Origin of the sequence: Taibaiella koreensis (assembly GCF_003545715.1) — a bacterium.
In the GTDB taxonomy this organism is placed as follows: domain Bacteria; phylum Bacteroidota; class Bacteroidia; order Chitinophagales; family Chitinophagaceae; genus Taibaiella; species Taibaiella koreensis.
Genome location: NZ_QVNU01000001.1, coordinates 1 through 26,468, shown reverse-complemented (window position 1 = coordinate 26,468; position 26,468 = coordinate 1). Strand labels below are relative to the sequence as shown.

Annotated in this window: 17 protein-coding genes and 2 tRNA genes; 10 read left to right on the top strand and 9 right to left on the bottom strand. The window is 50.6% G+C overall.

The genetic code is table 11. The features are described from left to right. Nucleotides 1–63 precede the first annotated feature (63 nt). On the top strand, nucleotides 64–2,157 hold the full coding sequence (locus DZK30_RS00100; protein ID WP_118972062.1) for a T9SS type A sorting domain-containing protein: 2,094 nt from the start codon (nucleotides 64–66) through the stop codon (nucleotides 2,155–2,157). Nucleotides 2,158–2,234: 77 nt separating this feature from the next. Next, entirely contained in the window at nucleotides 2,235–2,669 is a 435-nt protein-coding gene (locus DZK30_RS00095) for a GNAT family N-acetyltransferase (protein WP_118972061.1), read from the top strand. 4 nt (nucleotides 2,670–2,673) lie between these two features. Here DZK30_RS00095 and DZK30_RS00090 read toward each other — a convergent pair whose 3' ends face one another. Next, nucleotides 2,674–3,204 (bottom strand): AAA family ATPase, encoded by a 531-nt coding sequence (locus DZK30_RS00090; RefSeq protein WP_205529333.1) that lies wholly within the window; start codon nucleotides 3,202–3,204, stop codon nucleotides 2,674–2,676. 233 nt (nucleotides 3,205–3,437) lie between these two features. Here DZK30_RS00090 and DZK30_RS00085 point away from each other — a divergent pair, with 233 nt between their 5' ends. Both DZK30_RS00085 and DZK30_RS00080 read left to right on the top strand, forming a co-directional pair. Then, on the top strand, nucleotides 3,438–5,123 hold the full coding sequence (locus DZK30_RS00085; RefSeq protein ID WP_118972060.1) for a S41 family peptidase: 1,686 nt from the start codon (nucleotides 3,438–3,440) through the stop codon (nucleotides 5,121–5,123). Nucleotides 5,124–5,175: 52 nt separating this feature from the next. Continuing rightward, on the top strand, nucleotides 5,176–7,206 hold the full coding sequence (locus tag DZK30_RS00080) for a gliding motility-associated C-terminal domain-containing protein (RefSeq protein ID WP_118972059.1): 2,031 nt from the start codon (nucleotides 5,176–5,178) through the stop codon (nucleotides 7,204–7,206). Nucleotides 7,207–7,279: 73 nt separating this feature from the next. Here DZK30_RS00080 and mdh read toward each other — a convergent pair whose 3' ends face one another. The 4 genes from mdh to DZK30_RS00060 form a co-directional block, all read right to left on the bottom strand. After that, complete coding sequence (mdh, locus tag DZK30_RS00075; RefSeq protein WP_118972058.1) at nucleotides 7,280–8,218, bottom strand: malate dehydrogenase; 939 nt, start codon at nucleotides 8,216–8,218, stop codon at nucleotides 7,280–7,282. Nucleotides 8,219–8,336: 118 nt separating this feature from the next. Continuing rightward, nucleotides 8,337–9,032: a YdcF family protein gene (locus DZK30_RS00070; protein ID WP_118972057.1), complete on the bottom strand. Its 696-nt coding sequence runs from the start codon at nucleotides 9,030–9,032 to the stop codon at nucleotides 8,337–8,339. 32 nt (nucleotides 9,033–9,064) lie between these two features. Continuing rightward, a complete protein-coding gene (locus DZK30_RS00065) occupies nucleotides 9,065–10,408 on the bottom strand; it encodes an MFS transporter (protein ID WP_118972056.1) in 1,344 nt (447 codons plus the stop codon). Between the two features lie 24 nt (nucleotides 10,409–10,432). Continuing rightward, nucleotides 10,433–11,596, bottom strand: coding sequence for a sigma-54-dependent transcriptional regulator (locus tag DZK30_RS00060; protein ID WP_118973342.1), 1,164 nt, complete (start codon nucleotides 11,594–11,596; stop codon nucleotides 10,433–10,435). A gap of 154 nt (nucleotides 11,597–11,750) precedes the next feature. Between DZK30_RS00060 and DZK30_RS00055 the strand changes: the two genes are divergently transcribed. Continuing rightward, nucleotides 11,751–13,982 (top strand): hypothetical protein, encoded by a 2,232-nt coding sequence (locus DZK30_RS00055; RefSeq protein WP_118972055.1) that lies wholly within the window; start codon nucleotides 11,751–11,753, stop codon nucleotides 13,980–13,982. Between the two features lie 20 nt (nucleotides 13,983–14,002). Here DZK30_RS00055 and DZK30_RS00050 read toward each other — a convergent pair whose 3' ends face one another. Genes DZK30_RS00050 through DZK30_RS00040 form a run of 3 tightly spaced genes read right to left on the bottom strand, consistent with a single transcriptional unit; the run spans nucleotide 14,003 to nucleotide 19,108 of the window. Beyond that, nucleotides 14,003–14,527, bottom strand: coding sequence for a hypothetical protein (locus DZK30_RS00050; protein ID WP_118972054.1), 525 nt, complete (start codon nucleotides 14,525–14,527; stop codon nucleotides 14,003–14,005). A 37-nt stretch (nucleotides 14,528–14,564) separates the two neighbouring features. Continuing rightward, complete coding sequence (locus tag DZK30_RS00045; RefSeq protein ID WP_118972053.1) at nucleotides 14,565–15,704, bottom strand: DNA polymerase III subunit; 1,140 nt, start codon at nucleotides 15,702–15,704, stop codon at nucleotides 14,565–14,567. 35 nt (nucleotides 15,705–15,739) lie between these two features. Next, nucleotides 15,740–19,108: a DUF7948 domain-containing protein gene (locus DZK30_RS00040; RefSeq protein ID WP_118972052.1), complete on the bottom strand. Its 3,369-nt coding sequence runs from the start codon at nucleotides 19,106–19,108 to the stop codon at nucleotides 15,740–15,742. A gap of 169 nt (nucleotides 19,109–19,277) precedes the next feature. On the opposite strand from DZK30_RS00040, the gene DZK30_RS00035 reads away from it, so the two are divergent. Continuing rightward, a tRNA-Leu gene (locus DZK30_RS00035) sits at nucleotides 19,278–19,364 on the top strand. Between the two features lie 566 nt (nucleotides 19,365–19,930). Here DZK30_RS00035 and DZK30_RS00030 read toward each other — a convergent pair. Then, the gene (locus DZK30_RS00030; RefSeq protein ID WP_162902713.1) at nucleotides 19,931–21,526 is read right to left on the bottom strand and encodes an OmpA family protein; all 1,596 of its coding nucleotides are present in this window, start codon (nucleotides 21,524–21,526) and stop codon (nucleotides 19,931–19,933) included. Nucleotides 21,527–22,045: 519 nt separating this feature from the next. Here DZK30_RS00030 and DZK30_RS00025 point away from each other — a divergent pair. The 4 genes from DZK30_RS00025 (at nucleotide 22,046) to DZK30_RS00010 (ending at nucleotide 26,136) form a co-directional block, all read left to right on the top strand. Next, a complete protein-coding gene (locus tag DZK30_RS00025) occupies nucleotides 22,046–23,008 on the top strand; it encodes a polyprenyl synthetase family protein (RefSeq protein WP_240432821.1) in 963 nt (320 codons plus the stop codon). 99 nt (nucleotides 23,009–23,107) lie between these two features. After that, on the top strand, nucleotides 23,108–23,851 hold the full coding sequence (gene phbB / locus DZK30_RS00020; protein WP_118973340.1) for an acetoacetyl-CoA reductase: 744 nt from the start codon (nucleotides 23,108–23,110) through the stop codon (nucleotides 23,849–23,851). 154 nt (nucleotides 23,852–24,005) lie between these two features. Then, nucleotides 24,006–25,985: a glycosyltransferase family 2 protein gene (locus DZK30_RS00015; RefSeq protein ID WP_118972050.1), complete on the top strand. Its 1,980-nt coding sequence runs from the start codon at nucleotides 24,006–24,008 to the stop codon at nucleotides 25,983–25,985. Nucleotides 25,986–26,062: 77 nt separating this feature from the next. Continuing rightward, nucleotides 26,063–26,136: transfer RNA gene (locus DZK30_RS00010), tRNA-Asn, on the top strand. The last annotated feature ends 332 nt before the right edge of the window (nucleotides 26,137–26,468 follow it).

The window sequence follows — 26,468 nt, the reverse complement described above, 5'->3', positions numbered from 1 at the left end:
ATGGTCTCATAACAGGGCTGTTCTTTTTTGTGGATATAAAGTCACCAAAACAAAACCAACTTTATGCTCCAACACTACAAAGGACTACTCGCAGTCCTGGCCTTGAGCGGCATTACGCCGTTGGCCGCCCAAACAAACCCTTCGGCCGTAAGCCTCCCTTTCAACCTGAGCAGCCAAAGCAGCGCCACGCTTCCCGCCGGCGTAGCCGTACACCGCTTCAACACGATCCCTTCTTCAAGGACTACCCTGCCCGCTGTAGGCGACCTGGCTACTGCAGGCAACAATCCCGCAGGTACTACCGGTGGCTGGTATTACCTGGGCAATGATGGTATTGGTATCCTGTCTACCGGAACCATATCGGCAGGTGCGTTGGTGGTAGCGGTCAACACCACCGGGCTTAATCATGTCAATGTTTCCTGGCTCTGCAAGACCATCAACAACCAGGCGTCACGCAGCAACAGTATTGCGCTTCAGTACCGGATAGGCACTACCGGCAACTTTACCAACCTGGGCACCACCACTACCTATACCAGCAATGGCAAGGTAAACGGTGATGTTTCTCCCACATTAACGGAGACATTACCTGTCGGCGCCGAGAACCAACCTGTAGTGCAGTTGCGCTGGATCTACTGGGAATCCAGCAGCCTGAGTGGCAACAGGGATAATATCTCTATCGATGACATCTCGGTTACCAGCACGGTAAATACCTGCGCCAAACCCGTAGTAAGCGCCAGTGGCATCAACGATACTTCGGCTGTATTCAGCTGGGGGACTGTAGATTCGGCCTCAGGCTATGACTATGTGATCAATGACAATCCAGGCAATCCTGCCGGCGGAAGCGCCATTACCGGCACTAGCTATACGGCCAACGGTCTGATGCCCGGAACGACTTATTATTTCCACCTGCGCAGCGACTGTGGCAGCGGCAATATTTCCAACTGGGTTACCGATACCATTACCACTACCGGTAGCAGCCCCGAATTCACGGTAATGACCTATAACCTGCTCAATTATCCCGGAAGCACGGCTGCCCTGCGCGAGCCAGCTTACAGGACCATTGTACAGGCGGCACAACCGGATATTCTTGTGGTGCAGGAACTGTCTAACGGTTCCGGCGTGAGCAGCTTCCTTAGTAATGTACTCAACTTCTCGGGCAGCAGCTATAGTGCCGGCGCCTTTATCGACGGCCCCGACAGCGATAACGGGATCTTCTACAAAACATCCCGTTTCCAGTTTATCAGCAACACACCGATCCATACCTCCCTGCGGGATATCAACCAGTTTACGCTAAAGCACCTCGCATCAGGCGACACCCTCATTATTTACTCTGCCCACCTGAAAGCAAGCAACACTGCTGCGGATGCGGCCCAGCGTGATGCCGAGACACAAACACTGCGTTCGGTAACCAATGCGATGTCGCCAGGCAAATATTTCCTGGTTTGCGGTGACTTTAATATCTATGCTTCTTCGGAAGCCGCTTACCAGAACCTCGTGCAGGATGGTAGCAACACCAATGGTAAGTTCAACGATGTGCTGAGCAGCATGACCGGCACCTGGAACAATGCCGTATATGCTCCTTATCACACCCAATCGCCCCGCACTACCGCTTTCGGTGGCGGCGCCACAGGTGGTATGGACGACAGGTTTGACATGCTGTTGTTCTCCAATGCCATTTCGCAGCCCGGCGGCTTCGATATCGTAAGCAACTCTTATAAGGCTTTCGGTAATGACGGTTTGCATTTTAACCAGGCCTTGAATACACCGCCTTATGCTATGTATGATTCCGTACTGGTATCTGCCCTGCACGACGCTTCCGATCATATTCCTGTGGTCGTAAAGCTGCACAACAGCGGGTCGGGTCTGAAGCCGGGCGCCGTAACCGGCATTACCCAGGCGCCGGCCGAGAGCATCAGCAGCCTGCTTACTGTATATCCCAATCCCACACACAATACACTCGTCATCCGGCTGAACAAGGATTTCAATCTGCCCGCCAGCCTTCAGCTATACCAGGTAAATGGCAGCTTGCTGCGCGAGTTCCCCCTGCAAAGCGGAAAGGCCGGCGCCACGATCGAGACCGATCTGTCGCAGATGCCTGCGGGTATCTATTACCTCAGGTCATCAATGGCCGGCGGTGTGTTTAAGATCGTCAAGTACTAAGGCATACAAGGTTTCCAATAAAATAACCACCGGAATACGCGGTGGTTATTTTATTTTGCACCCGCAATCATTTGCCTATGCACTCTGTTTATATCATTACTACCGAGCATTCTTTGTACAACCAGGTGATCGACCTGAGGCAAAGAGTGCTGCGCGCGCCGCTGGGCCTCGATATCCGCAACGATGATCTGGCCGCCGAGCAGGAGCAGATCATCTTTGTATATGAAGAAGATCATGAAGTAAAGGGCTGTGTGCTGCTGCAGCAATACGATGCAGAGACTTTCAAGCTACGGCAAATGGCGGTCGATGCCACGCTTCAGGGAAAAGGTGTAGGTACGCAGCTGATCAATGCTGCCGATCTGTATGCCGTGCAGGTGGGTAAGCATCGCATACTGCTCCATGCCAGGGAAACCGCTGTGCCTTTTTACCAAAGGCTGGGTTACGAGGTAACCGGCGATCCCTTTACAGAGATAGGCCTGCCGCATCGTACAATGGAAAAGCTGCTGGTGTAGCGGGCTACAGCATGTTTACGATGTTAGTGGCACGCTGCAGGCGTTGGGTCACATTGCCGCTGATAATGGCAAATGGTGTGCCGGAGCGTTGTACCAGGTCGAGATAGATATTGAAAAAATATTGCCGCATTTCGGGCGTTCCGTGCTCCCTCAACGGATCGTCTTCCCAGGTCATATCGATATCGGTAAGGAGATAAAGATCGTAGCGGCGACGGGCGATCTGCTCCAGCACCGAAGGATCGCATACACCATATTTGTTTTCGCTCCACACTTTGATCACATACAGATCGGTATCCAGAAAAGTCATTCCGTTGCCGGCGGTGGCGATCGCCTGCTCTTCCAGGGCCAGTTGGCCTGCTGCGATCAGGGGCAGATCGGCCTGTACATAAGGCCGGTCCAGGGATTCCAGGTACGACCGGGCATATTCATCGGCAAAAGAAGTGTGATAGCTGGCAGCAAGCTGCCGGGTAAGCGTGCTCTTCCCGGTAGATTCGGGGCCGATGATCACGATCTTTTTAACGGTATTTTCCTGCAAATGACAAATGAATTAGAGTGCAAAAATCGGCAATCTGACCGCTATTCGCGCCTCGATTTATTTAAAACACTTTTTTTACCAGGTTTTCCCCTTCGATTTGCCAGGAAAGGGTGTCTGATATAGTATGTTCCTGTATACGGTTTGTCTATTGTTAAGACCAGCTTATCAGATCATGGCGGCAAAAGGGAATTGGTTAAAAATCGCTAATTTGCTAGTTTATCAAGCAAAATCAGATGAAATACGTTAAAAGATATTCAGGCAGGATCGGCAGCGCTATGGCCACAGCTTTGTGCTTGCTCCAGCTGAATGCTGCTGCACAGGATAATGAGACCGATAAATACTTTGAAATATCCAAAAACCTGGAGATCTACTCCAATGTATTCAAGGAGCTGAACCAATATTATGTAGATCCGATAGAACCCGGAAAAATGGTAAAAACCGGTGTAGACGCCATGTTGAATGACCTGGACCCCTATACCAACCTCATTACCGAGGCCGAAGCGGAAGATTATGAGCTGCAGACAACCGGCAAGTATAGCGGTGTGGGTGTGGCTACCCGCGTGATCGATGGCAATATCGTGATCGCCGAGCTGTATGAGAACGGGCCGGTAGCCCGGGCCGGCATCAAGGCAGGCGATATCATCGTATCGATCGACGGTCAGAAGGTGAAAGGCAAGGATTCGGACGATATAGGCTTGCTGATGCGGGGCGCACCCGGCAGCAAGCTCACCATGGTGGTTCGCAACCCCATTACCCAGAAAGAGGATAGTAAATCCATTATGCGGGAGGAGATCAAAATCTCCAGCGTACCCTATTCGTGCCTTCTGGGTAGTGGTAACAATATTGCCTACGTTTGCCTGTCTCAATTTACGCCCAACTGTGCCCGCGATGTACGTAATGCGCTGGATAGTCTTAAAAAGGCACAGCCTGAGCTTAAAGGCGTCGTGCTTGACCTGAGAGGGAACCCCGGCGGCCTGCTGGATGAAGCAGTTAATGTGTGCAACCTGTTTATCGACAAGGGACAACTGGTGGTGAGCACCAAGGGTAAGAATAAAGAATGGGACAAGCAGTTCAAGACCAACGGCATGCCCTGGGACCTCAATATTCCGCTCACCGTGCTGATGAACCACGGATCGGCTTCGGCTTCGGAGATTGTAGCCGGCACCACCCAGGACCTGGACCGCGGTGTTATTGTGGGTACCCGCTCTTTTGGCAAAGGCCTGGTGCAAAATGTACGTTCCCTTGGCTACAATACCCGTCTGAAAGTGACGACGGCCAAATATTATACCCCCTCGGGACGATGCATACAAGCGCTGGATTACTCCCATCGCAACGATGACGGAAGCGTGTCTTCTGTACCGGATTCGCTGAAGAAAATGTTCAAGACCAAAATGGGACGGGTTGTGTACGACGGCGGCGGTATAGAGCCTGATGTCAAGATCGAAGATGAAAACCTGAGCCCACTTGCCATTACGCTGCTCACCAAGAACTATATATTCGAGTATGCTACCAAATACTATTATAACCATCCCACTATTGCTCCCGCCGCCGATTTTGCCCTTAGCGAAAGCGATTTCAACGATTTCGAAAAATGGCTGAGTGATAAAGATTACTCCTACAAGACGGAGAGCGAGCAATTGCTGGCCGGCCTCAAGGAGACTGCTGAAAAAGAAAAGTATTTTGACAATGTAAAGGGCGAGTATAATGCCCTGGCGGCAAAGCTGTTTCATGATAAGAAACAAGACCTGATCAAGAACCGGCAGGAAGTGATGCAATTATTGGCCAACGAGATCGTAAGCCGTTATTATTATCAACGCGGCCGGGTGATCAACAAGTTGAAAAGAGATGATGAGGATCTGAAAAAAGCCTTGTTGCTGCTGTCCAATAGCAAAGACTACCAATCTGTGCTTAAAGTATAAATGTTTTCCTGCGCTTCTGTAAATTGTTTGAAATTTAGATGATATTCCTTTGATGAAAGCGATTTTCCTTTTCCTGGTACCCCTGCTGTTGTTGGGTTCTTTTCATGAAGCCTCGGCCAATCACCTGTTGGGCGGGGAGCTTCGCTATAGCCTGGTTTCGACCAATGGTAGCGCCGAGACCTATAAAGTGACGCTGGTGCTCATCGGGGACTGTTCTTCCAATACCGGCGCTAATGTCGCCTTCAGCGCTTTACCAGGCGCCAATCCGTTGGTGAAGCTATTCAGAGGGAGTACCCAAACCGGACAGCTGAGGCTAAGCTATAATACTGCCGAAAGCAATATCGAGATTACTCCGGTTTGCCCCGACGAGGCTGGCAATACGGCCTGCAGCAATATCAACAACCCGCTTCCCGGGATCAAAAAGTTTGTATACGACGGCAATTTTACGTTGGGCAATCCTGCGGCCGACTGGCGTTTTGTGTTCGACGGATCCATTACCGACGGCTCTTTTCAAACCTCTGCGGGGCGAAGCTTTATTATCCAGAATGCTGTGATCGTGGATCCCAACACCTCCGGCGCCTCCATTATGTACCTGGAAGCCACGCTGAATAATACAACAGGGCCTAACAATTCTACCATCTTTACTTCGCTCCCTACGCCATTTTTCTGCCTGAATAAGGCGTCGACCTATAGCCTGGGAGCAGCCGATGGCGACAACGATCTGCTGCAGTTCAGCCTTATCCCGGCCAAGACATCGGAGTTTACCGTTATTGATTATATTGCTCCGTTCACGGCGATCAGGCCGCTGCCCACCTTGCCCAATGCGTTTAATTTCAATACGACCAACGGACAGATGAACTTTACGCCGAATGAAGTTAAGAATTGCCTTGTCACCAACCTGGTTGAGGAATACAGGAACGGTGTTATGGTCGGCAGCACCATGAGGGAGATGACTTTTATCATCCTGGACAATTGCAATAACGATGCTACTTTAACGCCGGTATCGGGCATCGAAAATGCCAACATTACCGTTAACGATGCTGAAAATCTGCAGCTCAGTGTTTGTGAAGGACAGACCGCCAATATTGCCTTCGATATCCGTGCGACAGATCCCAACGGGGACAATACAACCGTTACCTACAGCAATTTACCGGCAGGGGCTTCGATGGCAATATCCGGCAATGGAACACCCAACCCGACAGTGCATTTCACCTGGAATGTGAACGACGCGGCGCCGGGCAATTATATTTTCTATGCAACCTATACCGATGACGGATGCCCGCTCGTGACGACAAAGACGGTAGCCTATACCATAAAAATTATACCCCATATCAATAAGTTTGCCGGAGGCGCTGATTCGGCTTGCAACAACGGCAGCAACGGCAAAGCCTGGGCTGTTCCACAGTCCAATGTGGTGTTGGATTATAACTACCGCTGGGTCGACAGCGAGGGCAATACCGTTCGCACAATCAACAGCACTAACGGCGATACGCTTAAGAGCATTAAGCCCGGCACATATAAGGTCTATATCCGCAATGCCGAAGGTTGCGGTACCAATGTTATCGTACATGTAGGCTCGGTGCCCCTGCCTGAAGTAACATTACGCGGCGATACCACTTTGTGCGTAGGGATGCCGCTGATGCTGGAAACCACGCTGCAGGACAATGTACAATACCTCTGGAGCACGGGCGATACCACTTGCTGCATTAAAGTAACCCAACCCGGCCGGTACAGCCTTACAGCGATCAACAAATGTGGCAGCACAGAAGCAGGCGTGCAGATCAGCTATGTCAAATGCAATTACTGTTTCTTTATACCCAATGCCTTTTCCCCCAATGGCGATGGCAAAAACGATCAGTTCAATATCAAACAAACCTGTCCGGCAGATAAGTATAAGCTGCAGATCTTTAACCGCTGGGGAGAGCTCGTGTTTACGACCTTATCGGTAGCCAACAGCTGGGACGGCTTTTATAATGGCAGCCCGGCCGAAAGCGGTGCTTACTTCTATGTATTGCAGGCCTGGCCCTCCGATCCTGCCCAGGGTGAGATCAGGCTGAAAGGAGACCTTACCCTTATCCGGTAGCAGGCATATCTTATAAAAAAACCGGGACTTCATCTGAAGTCCCGGTTTTTCTTATCACAATAATGTCGTTGCCTTAAGCACCGGCAGGAGCGTTCAGCACATCGTTCATGCTGCGTACTGCTTCAGCAGATTTGTTGAACAGCGCCTGCTCTTCTTCGTTAAGCTTGTAGTCTACGATCTTTTCCCATCCGTTGCGGCCGATCACTACAGGAACACCCAGGCAGATATCGGACTGGCCATATTCACCTTCGAGGTACACGCAGGAGGGGATCAGCTTTTTCTGATCGCGTACGATCGCTTCTACTACGGCAGCTCCGGCAACTCCGGGTGCATACCAGGCAGAGGTGCCCAACAGTTTGGTAAGCGTAGCGCCACCAACCATTGTATCGGCAACGATCTGCTTTTGCTCTTCTTCGTTCAGGAAGTGCGTTACCGGAACACTGTTCCAGGTAGCGTATTGGATCAGGGGGATCATGGTAGTATCACCGTGACCGCCGATCACTACGGCATTCAGATCGGAAGGACTCGCTCCCAAACGCTGGCTCAGCTGATACTTAAAGCGTGCGCTGTCGAGGGCGCCGCCCATACCGATAATACGGTTTTTGGGCAGGCCGCTGCTCTTCAGGGCCAGGTAAGTCATGGTGTCCATGGGATTGGAGATCACGACGATAATGGCATTGGGCGAATGCTGGAGTATATTTTTAGTTACATCTTCAACAATACGGGCATTGGTTCCTATCAGCTCCTCACGGGTCATGCCCGGCTTACGGGGAAGACCGGAAGTGATCACCACGACATCGGAACCGGCAGTTTTGCTGTAATCGGCAGTAGTGCCGGAGATCTTGGTATCAAACCCCAGCAGCGCAGCAGTCTGCATCATGTCCTGGGCTTTGCCTTCAGCAAATCCTTCTTTAATATCCAGCAATACCAGCTCTTCAGCCAGTTCCCTGCGTGCGATATTGTCGGCACAGGTAGCGCCCACGGCACCGGCGCCTACTACAGTTACTTTCATTGTTTCATCAGGTATTTTAAGTGAATAAATCTGAAATTGTAGGGCGAAGTTACTATGTAATACGCAAAAATGAACAGCCGGACCCGTATAGCGCCGTTTCTCCTACACTGGTAAAGGGTCAAAGCGGCGGAAACCGGCGGGGTTTATGTTTGGGGATGGGCACTTTGCTCCCTGCAGTTCCTCCCAGTCGTTGCCCAAAGCTTTCCCTGTCGGGGAGCGACCGGAAGCCCGGTTTACGGGCTGGTGCCGGGTCAATGACGGGTTCCGGCATCTTTTCGCCGTCAAGCATGGCCTCGTAAACAGGGAATATCTTGATCCTTGTGCCAAACCGGTGACACATAAAACGTTTCAGCAGGATCGCCTGATCATATTCCGTACCCAGCGCAATCGACTTGAATCCCAGCTTACGGGCGAGCTCATAGGAATAGTAAACGTTCTCTGTGCTATGCTCGGCCAGCGTATCGTAGTAAATATGCGCTGCCGGTATACCCAATTGTTGCGCATACAATCCCATGATCTTTGCCTCGTAATAGGGAGAATAAACAGCGCTCCCCGAATAGATAATATTCTTCACGCGGCCATTACGGTACAAAAGCCAGCTCCACAGCACACGGGCCCGCATGGTATTGCTCCAGGTCACACTATCGAAAGGTACGCCCGGCACGATGAGGGCATCGTATACCTCTTGCCGGGCTATAGCCTTATGGTAAGCCTTCCGCGGGCTCTCCAGTGTGGCGCAACGCCATTGGCCCAGCAGCAGCAAGCTTGCCGCCAGGCTAAATAAGACCCTGTAGTTCCGTCCTTTTTGCCTCATGCTTCTATTTGTTAGCAGTGAACGCTCCAATGCTATATACGCTTTAAGGCTGCCGATTGTTTGTTGGTAATGCCGGCGCGCAGCAAAAAGATGAAGCCCAACACAAAGAATACGGTGAGGGCAAAGATCGAATTGCGCATATTGCCCGTGATGTGTTCGATGAAACCAAAGGAGAACATCCCGATAACGATCGCGATCTTCTCGGTTACATCGTAGAAGCTGAAAAAAGAAGCGGTGTCCTGCGTTTCGGGCATCAGCTTGGAATAAGTAGAGCGGCTGAGCGATTGTATACCACCCATTACCAACCCTACCAGGACTGCCAGCAGGTAAAACTGCATAGCTGTCCGCGTGTAGTAAGCGATGATGCAGATCGCGATCCAGAGCAGCACGGTAAGCATCAGCACTTTTATATTCCCGATCATTTTGCTCAGCCGGGCCATCAGCATCGCACCGCCGATAGCGACCAGCTGGATCAGCAGTATGGTTACGATAAGATCGCTGGTTGCCATGGGCACTTTTACCCCATTCTCCATTTTATAGATCTCTTTTTTGCCAAACTCTGCTGCTGCCAGCATCACCGTCTGTACGCCCATGCTATAAAAGAAAAAAGCGGCGAGGAATGTTTTGAGCAATGGCATGGTTTTGATCTGCTGCCATACTTTTCCCAGCTCATGAAAGCCGTTGGATAGCAGGCTGCGGCCGGGCCGCTTGTCGGCGCCCTTCCTTACCGGCAGCGTACGGAAAGTGATTTGGGAAAAACCGACCCACCAGAGACCAACAAGGAGAAATGAGATACGGGCCGACAAGCCGCCATCCGACAGGGTAAATACAAAAACCAGGCAGATGATCTGCAGCAATACACTGCCGATATAGCCATACGAAAAGCCCTGGGCGCTTACCCGGTCCTGGTCTTCCGGTGCAGCGATCTCGGGCAGGTAAGCATTGTAAAAGACCAGGCTGCCGCAATAGCCGACGGCTGCCAGTATAGATAAAATGATACCCAGCTCTATATTGTTTTTTTCGAAAAAGAAGAGGCCGCAGCAAGCCGCAGAACCGAGGTAGCAGAAGAGCTGCATGAACTTCTTTTTATTGCCTTTGTAGTCGGCTATGGAAGACAGCACTGGCGAAAGAAAAGCAATGATAAGATAGGCCAGGGCCAGGGCGTAATTCAGCAATGAGCTGTTGATCACGCGCCAGCCGAAAAAAGAAACATAGTCCTGCTCTTTGCCTTCAGTAGTAGTAATGGCAATATAATAGGCAGGGAATATCGTGGAAGTGATCACGAGGTTGTAAGCCGAGTTGGCCCAGTCGTACATACTCCAGGCCCGGTGCAGCTTTTTGGCAGAGGGCTGCTGCTCTGTTGGAGAAGGAGACATGGTGATATGCAGAGATTAGTTTCGTTATTTAGGGAAAATGTACATGTCCACTTCTTTTTCCGTGATCGTTTTATCGGAAAGTATGATCAGCCTTTCGATCACATTGCGCAGCTCGCGTATATTACCGGTCCAATGATGGCCCTGCAGCTTCCTGATGGCCGCTTCATCGATCGTCTTCTCAATCATGCCATATTCGCTGCATATCTGCTTCAGGAAATGCAGGGACAAGGTTTGTATGTCTTCTATCCTGTCGTTCAGGGAGGGCACATGGATCAGGATCACACTGAGCCTGTGGTAAAGGTCCTCCCGGAAACGGCCGGCTTCTATCTCTTTCTTCAGGTCTTTGTTGGTAGCGGCCAATACCCTTACGTTAACGCTGATCTCCTTGTCGCCGCCTACTCTGGCGATCTTTCCCTCCTGTAGGGCACGCAACACCTTTGCCTGCGCCGAAAGGCTCATATCGCCAATCTCATCGAGGAACAAGGTGCCACCATCGGCTTGTTCAAACTTGCCGATGCGTTGTTTGATGGCGGAAGTAAAGGAGCCTTTCTCATGTCCGAACAGCTCGCTCTCGATGAGCTCAGATGGGATCGCGGCACAATTGAGCTCTACCAGGGGCGACCGGTTGCGGTGGCTGTGATCGTGGATACGGCGGGCGACCAGCTCTTTACCCGAGCCATTACCGCCGGTAATCAGCACACGGGCATCGGTAGGCGCTACTTTGTCGATCATGTCCAGGATACCTTTCAGGGCCGGCGCTTCACCAATGATCTCATAGCCCTTGGATATTCTCTTCTTAAGGGTACGGGTCTCCGCGACCAGGGTTTTCTTTTCCATGGCATTACGGATCGTGATCAGCAGCCGGTTCAGATCGGGCGGCTTGGAAATATAATCGAAGGCGCCCTTCTTTACGGCCTCCACAGCAGTGTCGATATTGCCATGACCCGATATGACAATGAACGGTGTATCGGGCGCCAGGGTCTTTGCTTTTTCCAGTACTTCGATACCATCTGCCTTGGGCATTTTGATATCGCAAAGGATGCAGTCGTAGGTGCCTTCCTCTATTTTTTTAATTGCGTCTTGTCCGTCTATAGCCTCTGTGGTCTTATATCCTTCAAATCCCAATATCTCCGAAAGTGTGCTGCGGATGCTGCGTTCATCATCTATAATGAGGATGTGTCCTGCCATGGTCATGCTTCTTACTTTAAGCGCAAAGATAATAGTATGAAAATTATTTATGGTATTCTCTTCGTTAACGTCACTTTATGTTGCCGGATACATTATTTCACCCGGGTTCGCATTATTATCCTTACCTTAAGGGTACAAAAGCTAATGGCCAGCTATGCGGGAGCGTCTGCAACCTTTTTTTCGATTCCTGCCGGTGCAGTTGTTCCTGCTGCATTTCAGAAAGTACCAGATGATCCTTATTTTCTGGTGTCTCCTGTTTGCGGTGATCAGCGCAAGAGCCGCTACCCATTTCGGCGCTGTCGCCCTGTTCCTGTCGCCTGAGTACCTGGGTAAGATCAGCGTGCTCAGCTTTTCCCTGCTCGGCGGCGCTACGGCCATTTTCGCCATGAGCTGGCATATCACCACCTTTATTATCCATAGCAAGAGGGTTCCCTTTCTCGGCGCCACGCGACACTCCTTTCTGAAGTATTGTATCAACAACTCGATCATTCCGCTATCGTACCTGATCACCTACGGTATATTGGCCGCACGTTACCTGATGATCGATGAAGGAGCCGGCACCTGGACGATCATTTTCATGCTATGCGGATTTTACCTCGGCTACATCTTTGTATTGTTACTGTCGTTCCTTTATTTTTTCAGGGCCGATCGCAATATTCTTAAAGTAGTATTGGGCACCATTGCCAATCCTTCCGTTATCCGGGAGCTGATCCCTTACGATACGCTGGACACTGAATTTGAGCTGGTAAAAGCAGACAGCTACCTGACCCATATTTTTAAGATAGAAAAGATCAAGACCCCTTACGAATACAATACCCGCTTTCTGAATACCGTGCTCCGGCGGCACCATCGCAATGCTATCTTTGCGATCTTTTTTGCTGCAGTCCTGCTGCTGATCCTCGGCATCTTTATGGATGAGCCCGTGCTAAGGATCCCGGCCGCCGCCGGCTTTCTTATCCTGTTCAGTATTTTGCTGGCCGCTGTAGGCGCTTTTAAATATTTCCTCCGCAGCTGGGAGATCATCGGTTGGCTATTCATCTTCTCCCTGACCGGATTTATGGCCCGGCACAGGGTCTTTGATCTGCGCAGCATCGCCTATGGTATGAAGTACGACCATGCGACCGCACCTGTATACGACTATGAGAACCTGAAGCAAGTATTTAACGACTCAGTATACCGGCAGGATAAACGAACAGAAGAGGCCCGGCTGGACCGGTGGAAGCAACGCGTCACCAGGGGCGCCGTACCAGAAGGGAAACCACCTTTGGTGATCATCACTGCCAGCGGCGGCGGCTCCCGTGCGAGCTATTGGACCTTTCGCTGCCTGCAGTACGCCGACAGCCTTACCGGTGGTAAGCTGTTCCAGCACAATGTGATGATCTGCGGTGCTTCGGGCGGGATGATCGGTGCGGCCTACTGGCGTTCGGTACAGACGCAATACCGCCTGGGCAAGCTCCGGACGCCTTATGGCGCCTATTACCAGGACCTGGTGGGCAAAGACCTGTTGAACGCGGTTATCTTCTCGCTTGCTTGTGTAGACCTGGTCTCTCCATTCAATAAGATCACGGTGGCGGGACGGCGCTACAGCAAAGACCGTGGCTATGCTTTCGATAAAGAGCTCGCTGCTAACTCTGACGGCTTGCTGCATTACCGGCTGAAAGACTACCAGGCTTACGAAGCGCAGGCGCTCGCACCTATGCTTCTCATCAACGGCACGATTATCAACGATGGCCGCCGCCTCCTCATCTCACCGCAGCCCATCGGCTATCTTACCCGGTCGGAAAGCAGCCTGGATAAAACCAATCCTATTATCGATGCGATCGACTATGCCCGCTTCTTTGCCCGCCAGGATCCGCTGAACTTGCAGATCATGTCGGCCTTACGGATGAGCGCTACTTTCCCTATCGTGCTACCGGTAGTGAAGATGCCTTCCATGCCAGAGATGGACATTATGGACGCCGGGCTCAGGGATAATTTCGGCATGGAAAGCAGCATGCGTTACCTGAGCACTTTCCGCGACTGGATCAACGAGAACACGAGTGAGATCATCTTCCTCCAGATCAGGGATACGAGAGAGTATGAGCCTTCTCTCGGCGATCCGGAAAATTCGATGTCCGGCATGCTGTTCGATCCCATGTTTGCGATCCAGAAGAAATGGGGCGCCTTTCAAACCTATCACCAGTCCTATCTCGAAGACTATGTAATTGAAGACTTCCCGCCGGGTAAATTTAAAAAGATCACGCTGCAGTATATACCCGCCAATAAAGACAAGACGGCCGCGCTCAACTTTCACCTCACGGCCAGGGAAAAGAACGACCTGATCCTTTCGGTCTACAATGCCGATAACCAGGAAGGATTTAAGACGCTGACGAAACTACTGAAATAGTGATTATACCGGGTTAACACTCATTGCCCCTTGCCGTGAAGCAAGTGGTAAAGCCGCTCATAGTCATTAGGACTGCCGAAGCTTTCGGTGCTGGTCTGCGTGCCATTGAAGTTGTAGTCACCGCATTCAAAGCAGATCTTGGCGATACCGGTAACTTTATTATGTTTTCTGAAAATCAATACATCACGATAAATGCGGATGCAGCTCGTTACAGAGGCGTCTGAAGCATCCTTTTCCGAAAAGAGGGCATCTATTTCAGGGAATGCCGATTGCTTTAAGGGCCTTGGTGAGTAACCCATCTCCTTTAGCCGGGCAATGAAAGCAGTGTCAGTAATATCGCGAGGGATGCCGCCTTCAATGACGCCCGATCTAAGTGTATCTAATCCGGACTTACCGTTGTCGGGTGAGCTGATAGGTTCCGATCCGTCGCCGGGATGGTAATAGTGGATCACTTCATCGTAGTCGAAGAATTTTCTGTGCTGTTGACAGCCTGCAGCGACCAGGCAAAATGAAAACAGCAATAGAATATATTTTAATAGTATCATTCTTCAATTGGTGGATGGTATCTGCCTTAAGCAAAGATCAAACAAACACCTTCAGCTCCTGTCCCTGGATCAGGTATTGCATCTGTATGGAAAGATACAGCAGTTGGGTTTTGGAATGGGCGTTGCGTTCGATATGGTGGATGGTTTGGTTGATCGCGGTATCCATCTTTTGGTATACTTCCGGCGCAAACTTCCGCTGGGCCAGCTTTCCGGCAAAGCCGGCTTCGTCTTCAGGCAGGGGAGGCGCATAGCCCGGTATCAGCATCATCCGCAGGGCATGTCCCAGCAGTTGCTGTGTAAACAGGAGAAAGTTTTTCTGCTGCTCCCGACCGGTCTTGCCCATATCTTCTACCCATTTATTGAGCGTGATCCCATTGTTGGTAAAAATACCATTGAACCATTCCCGCAGGGGTAGCAGCAGATCGCTACCCGTATAGTGCAGCAATTGCAACGCGTTGTTGTAGCTGCCTTCAGCAAGTTGAGCTGCCTGCCCGGCGCGGCGTGGTTCCACCTGGTTACGGGAGATGAGCGCATCGGTGATCTCGGTAATGGTCAGCGGCAGCAGGTTTACCTGCTGGGTGCGCGAAAGGATCGTGTTCAGCACATCCTCGGTGTCCTCAGCGATCATGAGGATCAGGGTTTGCTTCGGCGGCTCTTCAATCAGCTTCAGCAGGATATTGCCCTCTTTGCCCAGATATTCGGGACGCCAGATCAGCTGTACCTTATAGCCGCCTTCAAAAGCGGTCATGTTCAGCGTTTCGATAATATCACGGCATTCCTCTGCTGTAATATTGCCTTGCTTATTCTCGGCATTGATGAACTGCAGCCAGTCGAAGGTCGAGCCGTAGGGCGATTGCCGGACAAAATCCCTGAACTCGTTCATATAGATCTTGCTCGAAGCTTTGGTACCCGGCTTGGGTGGTATGGAAGGAAAGCTGAGGTGCAGGTCGGGATGTGCGAGCTTTTTCACCTTGACACAGCCAGCACAGCGGCCACAGGAATCATGCTCCTGCTTTTGCTCGCAGAAGATATACTGAGCCAATGCCAGTGCCAGCGGTAGGCCGCCCGTTCCTTCTTTGCCCGTGATCATCAGGGCATGGGGCAACTTGCCCGAATGCCAGAGATTGAGCAATCCCTTTTTAGCCAGTGACTGGCCCGTTACCTCACTGAAATGCATGGGGCAAAGATAAGCGCCTTCGCCGGAAAAGAAAATTACCGGATCAGCGTCACATCGCCTTTGAGCTTGTAGGTGCGTGCGCCAATGATATAGTGTACTTGGTAAAAATAGGTGCCCAGGTCGGCCGGCTTGCCATTGAACGAACCGTCCCAGCCCTCGGTTACATCCCGGGTAAAAAATACCCTTTGCCCGAAACGGTTGTAGACGCTGAAATCTTTGAGCCTGACCCGTTCATCCTGTGGTACCAGCCTGAAAATATCATTATTACCGTCACCGTTGGGACTAAATGCATTAGGCAATAGTGCATTGGTCACATGTATGGTAACGGAGTCTACTGCCCTGCAACCCTCGGGAGATATGCTCCTGAGGTAATAGGTCGTCGTCTTTTCCGGCGCTACCGGCGCGTTGAGCATATTGTCGGGCGATACGCTGCCTGCAGGCGTCCAGATAAAGGCCCCTGAGGCGCGGCCATCGAGTTGGGTCGATTCACCCCGCTTGATGTCCTGGTCCAGGCCGGCGTCGACGAGCGCGGGCGGCAGCATCTTGATCATAACCGTGCGATCGATGGCACAGCCCGAATCGTTAAGGATATGTACCTTATAATCGATCTTATGGGAGGGCCATATCCAGGCTTGCGATGCATCGGTCCGGTCGATGGTCTCATCAGGTGTCCATTCGTAGCTGGAACCGCCATAAGCGCGCATCATCAACGTATCGCCGGGGCATATCGTCGTGTCCAGCGGCAAGGCATACATATGGCTGTAGTCAAACAGCGCTATATGGATATTGCCGGTGGCGCTGTCGACACATGTTGCCGTCGAACTGTTGCCCACATGTACCGTAAAGCTGGTGCTCCGGGACGGATCTACGGTAACTCTTTGCTGGTCGGCGCCGGAAGTAACCGCACTGGCCGGCTCCCAGTGAAAGTGCATATTACTGCTGAGGTTGCTCACCGGAGCAAAAAGCGTGACCGGGTGCGGATCGCACAGGAAGGTGTCGTTAAGTACAAGCAATGGCTTATCTGTAGGCTTGACCACGATCTGATGCATGGCGGTATCGTGCAGGTTGCAGCCGGTAGCCCGTGAAGCAACGAGCGACACGGTATAGGTACCTGCAGAAAAGGTATGGGTGGGAGCGGTAGCCGTGCTGGTAAGACCATCGCCAAAATCCCAGAGGTAGTTGCTGGCGCCGGTAGAAAGGTTGTCAAACGTTACCTCGTAATCGGCGCAGCCCGTATCTTTCGCATGATTGGCGAGCACGAAATCGGCTACAACTGCGCCCACCTCCATGTTGAACTTATAGCTGGCAATGTCATAGTTGATCGCAGAATTCAGTTTGACAGGGAACACCACACCTGCCGTTGTGGGGAAGCCACTGTTATTGGTACAGGCAGAGTGATAGATGATGCCTTGCGGATCGAAACGGCTGGTGCCGCCGTCGACATGGGTACCCAGCGGGCCGAAATAAGTACCGTACAGCAGGTTGGTAAAATCCGGGCTTAGTGCGCCCAGCCAGAAACTACCCTGTATGGTTTGGTAGGCACCGGTCGAAAGGGGCTGATTGCTATTAGCGCCGAAGCCGCTGAGATAGGTATTGCCGCAGATATCATGCATGAACGCTGTGGGCACAAAGCGGGAGAAGTTGACGGTGTTGCCCATGCGGGTCGACAGCAGGATACTCGACAAGGTAGGATTAAGCTTGGTGATGAAGATGTCGCCATCGGTCACCGAAAACACGCCCGTTGTGGTAGGATAAGCGCCATTGGTCTGCCCCATCACATAAATATTGTCGGAAGCATCGTTCTGTATCTTGAAGGCATGGTCATACACATTGGTGCCAAGGAAAGAAGAGCGCACCAGGCCGGTACTGGTATTGATGATGCTCACAAAACCGTCGGTATTGCCCTGGTAGGCCGTGTGCAGCGTGCCTGCGGTGGTGGGAAAATTGGCGCTCTGTGTACCGCCGCAGATCGCGATATCGTTATTGCTGTTCAGCACCAGCGAAAAGGCGGCATCGTCATTGTTGCCACCGATAAAGGTACTGTACTGCAGTACAGAAAGACTTGAATCGAGCCGGCAAACCACGCCATCCTGACCGCCGCCCAATGTGGGCTGCAGCGCGCCTGCAGTGATGGGGAAATTAGCCGAACTGGTGCTGCCGGCGATATAGATGCGACCATCGGGGGCCGTAAGCACCTCGCCTCTGTTCTCGTCGCCGTAGTTGGGACTTAAGCCGAAGCTGTTGAGGCCATCGTTGTCGCTACCCCCCAGGTAAGTTGCTGCCTTCAGTATGGTACCGTCCTGGCTGAACCGGGCGATATAGATGTCCGTATTGCCATTATAGGTATTGTCGTAGCAGCCAATGCTCGTCGCCAGATCGTTGGAAGAAGTGCTGCCGCAGATCACCAGTTCCTGGCCCGCGGTGGCCATCATATTGTTGGGAAGGTCGCGTCCGCTGCCGCCATAATAAGTAGAATAAAGCAAAGTAGTGCCATTGCTGCTGTATTTGTTGATACCTGCGTCGACAGAGCCGGCAAAGGCAGCCTGGGTTGCGCCGGGGTTGGCCGGCCAGCCTACGTCGAAGCATTCGCCGCCGGCGTATAAGTTTCCACCCAAGTCGTAAGTCGCGCTGAAGCCGTAAGTGTTGGCTGTGCTGCCGCTAAAAGTACTGAAGACCAATACCGGATCGATCACGAGGGGCAGGTTTTTATCGTAGCCTGCAGGCAAGGCAAAGCTCACCCGGTTGCCGGGGAGCAGGCGATAATGGCAGGGTACCGCCTTTTCTTCACCATCGATCAGCTGGTAGGCGTAGGGCGCCTGTTCCAGTAAAGTATTAACCGTAGTGCTGATCTTAAGACTGCCGTCCTTCATCAGCTTAGGTTTCACGCCGTCGAAGGTTAGTATTACCTGCGAAGGGTCGGCGCCGGGCTGCACATAAAAATCATACTTCAGGGACTTTTCTTTGCTGTAGACTATCGCATCAATACCAGGATACAGGTTCTGCCAGGTTATTTTTTTATACAGCGGCACTTTACCGGCCCAATGTTGCGGGTCGTTGCCAATGAAATAATTATGGTAATAAGGCTGCAGGTCTTCCTCTTTAATGATGGCCTGGGTATTGGCATTGCTGAACGTAACCTTGTAGGCATGAAAGTGTACTTGTTCCCCACTGATGTTCTTACCCTGGTGCCGCAGTTCATGAAGACGCTGCAAGTCGTCCTGCCTGTAGTAGTTGTAAGTGAAGCCGTCTGCCGTGAGAAAAACTGCGCCGCCGGGCAGGAAGGCCTTATAGCGGACCGGCGCCGGGAACTGGTTGTTGTTTTTGATAAAATCTATATTCCCATCTTTGGCGTTCAGACCAGTGGCAAGAAGACCAAAGAGGCATAAGTATACCAATCTTTTCATAGCGGACAGGCGGTGTGTTTGGGCCGGTTAGGGACAGGTTGTATGTTGTACAGACATGCAATTTTGGTAATGAGTTGGAAAACAATAAATTTTTAAAAAATTTCCCTCGTTTTGCACTTTATGTCAAAAGTTCCCTTACCTTTGCAACCTCAAAATTCCTGAACGGATTGCCCAGGTGGCGAAATTGGTAGACGCACTGTGTTCAGGTCGCAGCGTTCGCAAGGATGTGCTGGTTCGAATCCAGTCCTGGGCACCACGAGACAAATCCCCGCTTCAAGCTGGGATTTTTGTTTTTGAGACATTTTCGATCCCGCGGCCAGGGGTGGAATCGCTCGTTGGGATAAGCCTTCCGGTAAAGTCAGCCCGATCATTCTTTTAAAACGGGGCTTAGTCTTGCAATGCTGCTATATTTTACGCCCGTAAAACAAGCAATTTTTTGCCAATCCCCCAGAAATCCCCTTGATCCTTCCTCAACTATATCCTCCTTTAAAACGGGCAATAAGGACGGCAAAAACACGCCCTCAGTATCCTCAACTTCTTTAGCACCAGAAGCACCAATGCTTCTGCAGAGTCCTTACCAGGATCAAGTCCTTCTGTCTTCGCCAAAGGGTGTAAAGGATGTGCCTTTCCTCCTGCTCAGGACCCGCCAATAGCTATACCTGATTTTACTTCCCCACAGCAATCCGTTTGATCCCGAAAGATTGCCTGATCCCGGGTCTGGAATCACTCCATCACTCCTTCTGTCGTAGGTATAATATACAAAAAAAAGAGAAGCCCCGGAGATCCAGGGCTTCTCATTATAATCATTGCCGAAGCAACATCTTATTTCTTTGTTCCGAGCTGCGGATGGGGAGGAGGCAGGTTAGAAGGGCCTTCTTCACCAGGCATTGCAGAGCGATACATTACACAGTTTACATCACCAGTACCACCTTGATATTGGAAGATGAACTGATCGCGGCTGATCTGCTGAGTTTCGCTCAGGTATTCGATCACAGCGTTTACGCGATCCCATGAACGTTGCTGCTGAACTTTGCTGTTACCAGCGTTACCCATTACAACAACTTTACAAGTAGGAGCAGCTTTCATTTGAGCAGCCAGGTTAGCCAGTTGGTTCTGTGCTTCAGAGCTCAGCTTAGCAGAGTTGGCTTTGAAGCAGATAGAACCAGCACCCAGGTTACAACCTACTGTTCCTGTCATGTTTTTGCAGCACTCAGGATCAGGGCATTTACCTACACCGTCAGCGTCAACAGGTTGACATTCAGTCGGAGTGATCAGTTGCTTGTCTTTGTAGTCAGGCACGCCATCACCATCAGTATCCAGAGGACAACCGTGAGCATCAACAGCTACACCAGCAGGAGTATCGGGACATTTGTCAAATTGATCAGTTACACCGTCACCATCAGCATCAGGCAGTACGGGATCGGGCAGCTTCATGTGACGAGGATCGGCCAGTTCGTTGTAGATGTGATCCATCGGGTTAACCCACCACAGAGGCAGTACACTGCGCTTCTTGTTGCCGATATTGAAAGAGAAACCTACGGAAGCATAGTTGATGAAGTCTTTGTCAGAAGACAGACCGCCACCAGGAGTAGGATCCATAGACACACCGTCCAGGTTATCCAGACCAGCATAAGTGATCTTATCTTCGAAGTTCAGAGAAACACGGTTACCCAGTTTGAACTGGATGCCCAGACCACCTACCAGTACAGGAGATACGGTATTGTCGCCGATGGACATACCAGCCTGACCAGAACCAGTGTAATCAGATTTGGTTACCAGAGAGTTGTAGTTGTCTGCGTCTTTCAGCCATTGCTTGTACAGATCGTTCTTAGCTTTAGCAGTTGTCTGCCTGTCCAGAGTAGCGAAGTCGTAAGGTTGGCCAGATGCATTCTTGGTAGATATTTTAGTCTGCCAGATCAATGCACCACCACCGATGAAGCCGTACAGGCTTACTACGTTCTTGGCTTTGTGGAATTTGATGTTGTTGATAGCACCTACCAACTGCAGTGTAGCTTCGTGACCGGTAAATTTGTAGTTGCTATACACGTTTCCACTGGTATAACCACTACCTACTGATGCCCATGGAACTTCGTTGCCGAAGGCGCGGCCGCGGTAGTCAAAACCGGAGGCAGACATGTAGTTATACTGCAAACGGATCGAGGTAGCATAACCCAGCGCTTTCCGGATAGTAGCTCCAAAGCCTATGGTGTTCAGAAATTTAGGAGCATTCCAGGGACCTTTGCTGGGAACATCACCGATGATGTTTACCAGACCGGCATTAACACCGAGCTCCCACATGTTACGGGGCTTGGCAGGGAATGCATATTGGTGGTTCAGGTATTGGCGCTGCTGCTCCATTCTTGAAGCGGGGATGTAGGCAGTGTCCAAAGCATCGTAGCTCTGACCGCGGTAAGTCATATCTCTACCGCTCCAGGAGGCCTGGGTTGATTCTTGTGCGAATGCAGGCTGCACAGCTAATGCTGAACACACGCCGGCAAGCAAGATGTACTTTTTGTTGACCATAACGAGAGTTGTTTATTTAAAAAGTTTTACGCGTTTACTTGCTAAAGTTCGGGGCAAAGGTAAAACACGCTTTTCAAAAAAAAAAAAAAATGTATTATAGGCAATCTTTAAATTCTTGTCAAAATAATCTAAACAATATACAAATACAATGCATTAATAAAAATTATGGGTGTTTTCTTTCAATAATAATTAATGCTAATTGCAAAGTAACTTTTGCCTGTTGGAATACGATTAAATCATTTAGCAATAATCATGCCAAAGAATATCTTCCGGCGAATTATTTCCAGGGGCCGATTCAATTTCCTTGTCTATTTTAGCTGCCCGAATGTAAAGACGAGAAAAGCGCAAAAAACCGGGGTAAAATAAAAATAATTTTAAAAATAGTATCATTCGCTGCACTAATAATATATCTGTGTGAAAAATGTAAAAAAACCAATAGCCGAAGAGCTGGAATTGTTTGAAAAGAAATTTGCCGAAAGCGTACGCAGCCGCAATGCGATGCTCGACCGGATCATGCGCTTCATTATCCGCCGCAAGGGAAAGCAGATGCGCCCGATGTTCATATTCCTCGCGGCAAAGATCAGCGGCGGCGTTACCGAAGCCACCTACCGGGCTTCGTCCCTGATCGAGCTGCTGCATACCGCTACCCTGGTACACGATGATGTGGTCGACGACGCCAACCTGCGCCGGAATTTCTTTTCCGTCAATGCGCTGTGGAAGAATAAAGTGGCCGTGCTGGTAGGCGATTACCTGCTTTCAAAGGGGCTGTTGCTCTCATTGGACAACGATGATTTTCGCATTCTGAAGATCGTTTCCACAGCCGTAAAAGAAATGAGCGAAGGAGAGCTGCTGCAAATGGAGAAGACAAGAAAACTGGATATCAAGGAAGAGATATATTTTGAGATTATCCGTAGCAAAACGGCATCCCTGCTGGCATCGGCCTGCGCAGCCGGCGCCTGGTCGGCTGGCGGCGACGAGGAGAAGACCCGGCTGTTCCATAGCTTCGGTGAAAAAATAGGGATCAGCTTCCAGATCAAGGACGATCTTTTTGACTATGGACACGACAATATAGGAAAGCCCACCGGTATCGACATCAAAGAAAAAAAGATGACCCTACCGCTTATCTATACACTACAACAGGCAGATGATTCCACAAAACGTAGAATAATTTACATAGTAAAAAACCAGAATAAGGATAAGCAAAAAGTAAATGAAGTGATCGAGCTGGTCAAAAAGAGCGGCGGTATAGAATACGCCCGCGAGAAAATGCTGTCGTATCAGCGCGAAGCCATGGCGCTGCTGCACCAGTTTCCCGAGTCGGAGGCCCGTACCGCGATGGAAGAGCTCGTTCACTACGTTACCGAACGTCGCTACTGATCCATTGACACCCAGGGACTATATTAAGTTATCCTCATCTTTTCAGATATTTTTTTGATCTGGTGTTTTTTCTCTAATTTGATCAAAAAAATATACGCTATGGAGAAGCAGAAATATGTTGCCCTGGTAACCGGCGCCACAGGCGGGCTCGGAACCCATATTTGCAAAAGGCTTTCTAACGATGGTTATATTGTATGCGCCAATTATCGTACCCGGGAAAAGGCCGACGCATGGGAAGCGCAGATGAAAGCAGATGGCTACGATTTCCATCTCTACCAGGCCGACGTTTCGGACTATGATGCTGTAGGTGCTATGATGGAGGCGATCCATAACGATCTTGGCGCTGTGGATGTGCTGGTCAACAATGCCGGTATCACACGCGACGGCGCCTTCAAAAAGATGAGCCGCGACAACTGGGATGCTGTTATCGGCGCCAACCTTACCAGCGTATTTAATTGTTGCCGCCACGTGATCAATCCCATGCTCGAACGGTCTTATGGCCGGATCATCAACATCTCTTCCGTAAACGGGCAGCGGGCGCAATTCGGACAGGTCAACTATGCTGCTGCCAAAGCCGGCATGCACGGTATTACCAAGACCCTTGCCATAGAAACGGCATCCAAAGGCATCACCGTCAATACGATATCTCCGGGCTATGTGGCCACCGATATGGTTATGGCTGTGGCACCAGAGGTAAGGAACAAGATCATCGAAGGCATTCCTGTGGGCCGTATGGGCGGCACCGAGGAGATCGCACATCTCGTGTCGTTCCTGGCCTCTCCGCATTCTGCATTCATTACCGGCGCCAACTATGCGATCAATGGCGGCCAGCACATGTATTAGCGGCTGCTTGTGGCTAAATTATTAATATTCAAAGTTTGCACTTCCTCTCAAGAAAATTTATTTTTGTAGCACGGAGGTGCTTTTTTTGTTCCCGTTACTTTTGAGTTGATCAAAGATTTCAGGGCTGTACAATTCCCGGGCCCCGGAATATGCTATGTTACAAAAGAAGATTTCGGTTATTATTGTCAGCTATAATGTACAATACTTCCTCGAATTGTGCCTGCATTCAGTGCTTCGTGCTACAGCACCGGTAGATGCGGAGATCATCGTGGTCGACAATATGTCATCGGATGACAGCTGCAGTATGGTGACCGAAAAATTTCCGGGCGTAATGCTCCTGGCCAACAAAGAAAATGCAGGCTTTTCCAAGGCTAACAACCAGGGGCTTGCTATGGCTGGAGGGACCTACATACACTTTCTGAATCCCGACACCGTCGTCCCCGAAGATTTTTATACCCGTACCCTGGCCTACTTTGACCAGCATCCTCAGACCGGCGGCCTGGGCCCTCGGCTCATCGACGGCAGGGGTATTTTTGCACCCGATTCAAAAAAATCTTTCCCTACATTCTGGACCTCTGTATATAAGTTGACCGGTCTGTCCAAGCTATTTCCCCGTTCTGCAGTCTTCAACCGTTATTATGCGGCGCAGGTAAGCAGTCAGGAAACGGCATCTGTAGATATCCTCTCGGGCTGTTGTCTGCTTATACGACGCAGCGCTATGGAGCAGGCAGGCGGCGGCTTCGATGAAAGCTACTTTATGTATTGCGAAGATGTGGACCTGTGTCACCGTATCAGGCTCGCCGGCTTCGACAATATTTATTTTCACGAAGTGACCGTGATCCATTACAAGGGAGAAAGCACCCGTAAGCTCAGCGCCCGGTATATGAAGGTCTTTTATGAGGCACATGCTTTATTTGTAAAAAAATATTACCCCAAAAGACTTGGCGCGATCTACATTGCCGGACTGAAAATGGTGCTGAGCCTCAGGAACCTGCTGAAATGGGGCGAGCATTTGTTCTCTTTATTTAAGATGTTCCTTCTTGACGCTATTTTGCTCACGCTCGTAACATTGGTGATTAAGAATTTTTGGTTCGATACCATATTGCAGATATCTCCGGCAAGCACACAGGCACATATCATGCAGCGGACCACTCCCCTGTTCATTCTTCTCTGGCTAGTGAGCCTCTTTCTGAACGGCGCCTACGACAAACCGTTCAGCCTGTTCAAGGCCGGAAGAGGCATGGTGCTGGGCACTATATTGGTATTGGCAGGCTACGGGCTGCTACCGCTTGAATACCGCTACTCAAGGGGGATTGTACTCTTCAGCGGCATGACGGGCACCGTGGTGCTATTACTGGCCCGTTGGCTGCTGTCGCTCATCCATTGGATCAAACTGGTGCCTAGGGGTAAGGTTGATTATAAAACAGCTATTGCAGGCGATCCGGATGATTATGCAGAGACGCTGTACCTGATGGAGCATAGCCAATACAACCTGGAAGTGATCGGCCGGGTAACACCCGCCGGAGAACAGGCGCAACAGGTGCTGGGGCCTATGAGCGAACTCGCAGGCATCCAACGCCTGTATCGCATTAATGAGATCATCTTCAACAGTAGCTCCATTGCTTACAAAGAGATCATGGAACAAATGGAACATTGCGCTCCTTATGCGTTTTATAAGATACACGTACCAGGCAGCGAAATGCTACTGGGCAGCAATAGCTCCCGTCATCATGCCGAAGAATTTTCGCTCGACAAAAAGTACCATATTGCAGCGGTAGCAGCACGCCGCAACAAGCGTATCACCGACATTTTATGCTCGCTGGTATTCCTGGCAGGATTTCCTTTGTGGCTGCTTAAGATCAGGAATGGAAAGGTTTTCTTCGGGCAGATAATGCAGGTGCTCCAGGGTAGTAAGACCTGGGTAGGCTATTCGCCCGAAGTGGCCGCATCCGGCAAGCTGCCCGCGCTCAAGCCCCCTGTGCTGCCCCCCTATACGCTCAGGGGAATTAAGCCGCCGGACGCGTTCAATGAAGAGCAGCTGGCTGAGCTATATGCCGTAAATTATGCTGCATTGGACGACCTGCGTATCCTGTGGCTAAACCTGCCTTTTCTGGGCAAAAAACATGAGTTTTAGCCAAAAAAATTTTCCTTTTTTTTGGCTATTTAAAATTAATGTTTACCTTTGCACTCCCTTCACGAAGGGGCACACATTCTTCCTTAGCTCAGTTGGTTAGAGCATCTGACTGTTAATCAGAGGGTCGCTGGTTCAAGTCCAGCAGGGAGAGCAAAAAAATGGGTTTCAGGTGTATACTTGAAACCCATTTTTTATTCCGGCAAACACCCCACGAAGCTGGGTAGCCAGACAACAATTTTTGGTAAAGACCGCCGGTCGGAACCGCTGGCTACAAGTTGCGAAAGGAGCTGCAATCGTGCCTCAAGAACACTATCCCAGGTATAACTGAGCGCACAGCGATCTGAACGGACCGGGATGATCTTGGATCAAGCGGAAAAGTTGGGGGGCGTATAAATTAGGCGTATATATTAGCGAGCCTGAATAGGAAGAAGGGGATATCCCTTACTCCTCTGGAAGAAGACCGGAAAGATTTTAATTTGGCAT

Excerpts from the sequence above, each read along its gene's own strand:
- DZK30_RS00070 (WP_118972057.1), bottom strand. The coding sequence starts at position 9,032 with ATGAGGCAAAAAGGACGGAACTACAGGGTCTTATTTAGCCTGGCGGCA.
- DZK30_RS00065 (WP_118972056.1), bottom strand. The coding sequence starts at position 10,408 with ATGTCTCCTTCTCCAACAGAGCAGCAGCCCTCTGCCAAAAAGCTGCAC.
- DZK30_RS00055 (WP_118972055.1), top strand. The coding sequence starts at position 11,751 with ATGCGGGAGCGTCTGCAACCTTTTTTTCGATTCCTGCCGGTGCAGTTG.
- DZK30_RS00100 (WP_118972062.1), top strand. The coding sequence starts at position 64 with ATGCTCCAACACTACAAAGGACTACTCGCAGTCCTGGCCTTGAGCGGC.
- DZK30_RS00080 (WP_118972059.1), top strand. The coding sequence starts at position 5,176 with ATGAAAGCGATTTTCCTTTTCCTGGTACCCCTGCTGTTGTTGGGTTCT.
- DZK30_RS00030 (WP_162902713.1), bottom strand. The coding sequence starts at position 21,526 with ATGACTTACCGCGGTCAGAGCTACGATGCTTTGGACACTGCCTACATC.
- DZK30_RS00015 (WP_118972050.1), top strand. The coding sequence starts at position 24,006 with ATGTTACAAAAGAAGATTTCGGTTATTATTGTCAGCTATAATGTACAA.
- DZK30_RS00040 (WP_118972052.1), bottom strand. The coding sequence starts at position 19,108 with ATGAAAAGATTGGTATACTTATGCCTCTTTGGTCTTCTTGCCACTGGT.
- mdh (WP_118972058.1), bottom strand. The coding sequence starts at position 8,218 with ATGAAAGTAACTGTAGTAGGCGCCGGTGCCGTGGGCGCTACCTGTGCC.
- DZK30_RS00060 (WP_118973342.1), bottom strand. The coding sequence starts at position 11,596 with ATGGCAGGACACATCCTCATTATAGATGATGAACGCAGCATCCGCAGC.
- DZK30_RS00085 (WP_118972060.1), top strand. The coding sequence starts at position 3,438 with ATGAAATACGTTAAAAGATATTCAGGCAGGATCGGCAGCGCTATGGCC.
- phbB (WP_118973340.1), top strand. The coding sequence starts at position 23,108 with ATGGAGAAGCAGAAATATGTTGCCCTGGTAACCGGCGCCACAGGCGGG.
- DZK30_RS00045 (WP_118972053.1), bottom strand. The coding sequence starts at position 15,704 with ATGCATTTCAGTGAGGTAACGGGCCAGTCACTGGCTAAAAAGGGATTG.
- DZK30_RS00095 (WP_118972061.1), top strand. The coding sequence starts at position 2,235 with ATGCACTCTGTTTATATCATTACTACCGAGCATTCTTTGTACAACCAG.
- DZK30_RS00050 (WP_118972054.1), bottom strand. The coding sequence starts at position 14,527 with ATGATACTATTAAAATATATTCTATTGCTGTTTTCATTTTGCCTGGTC.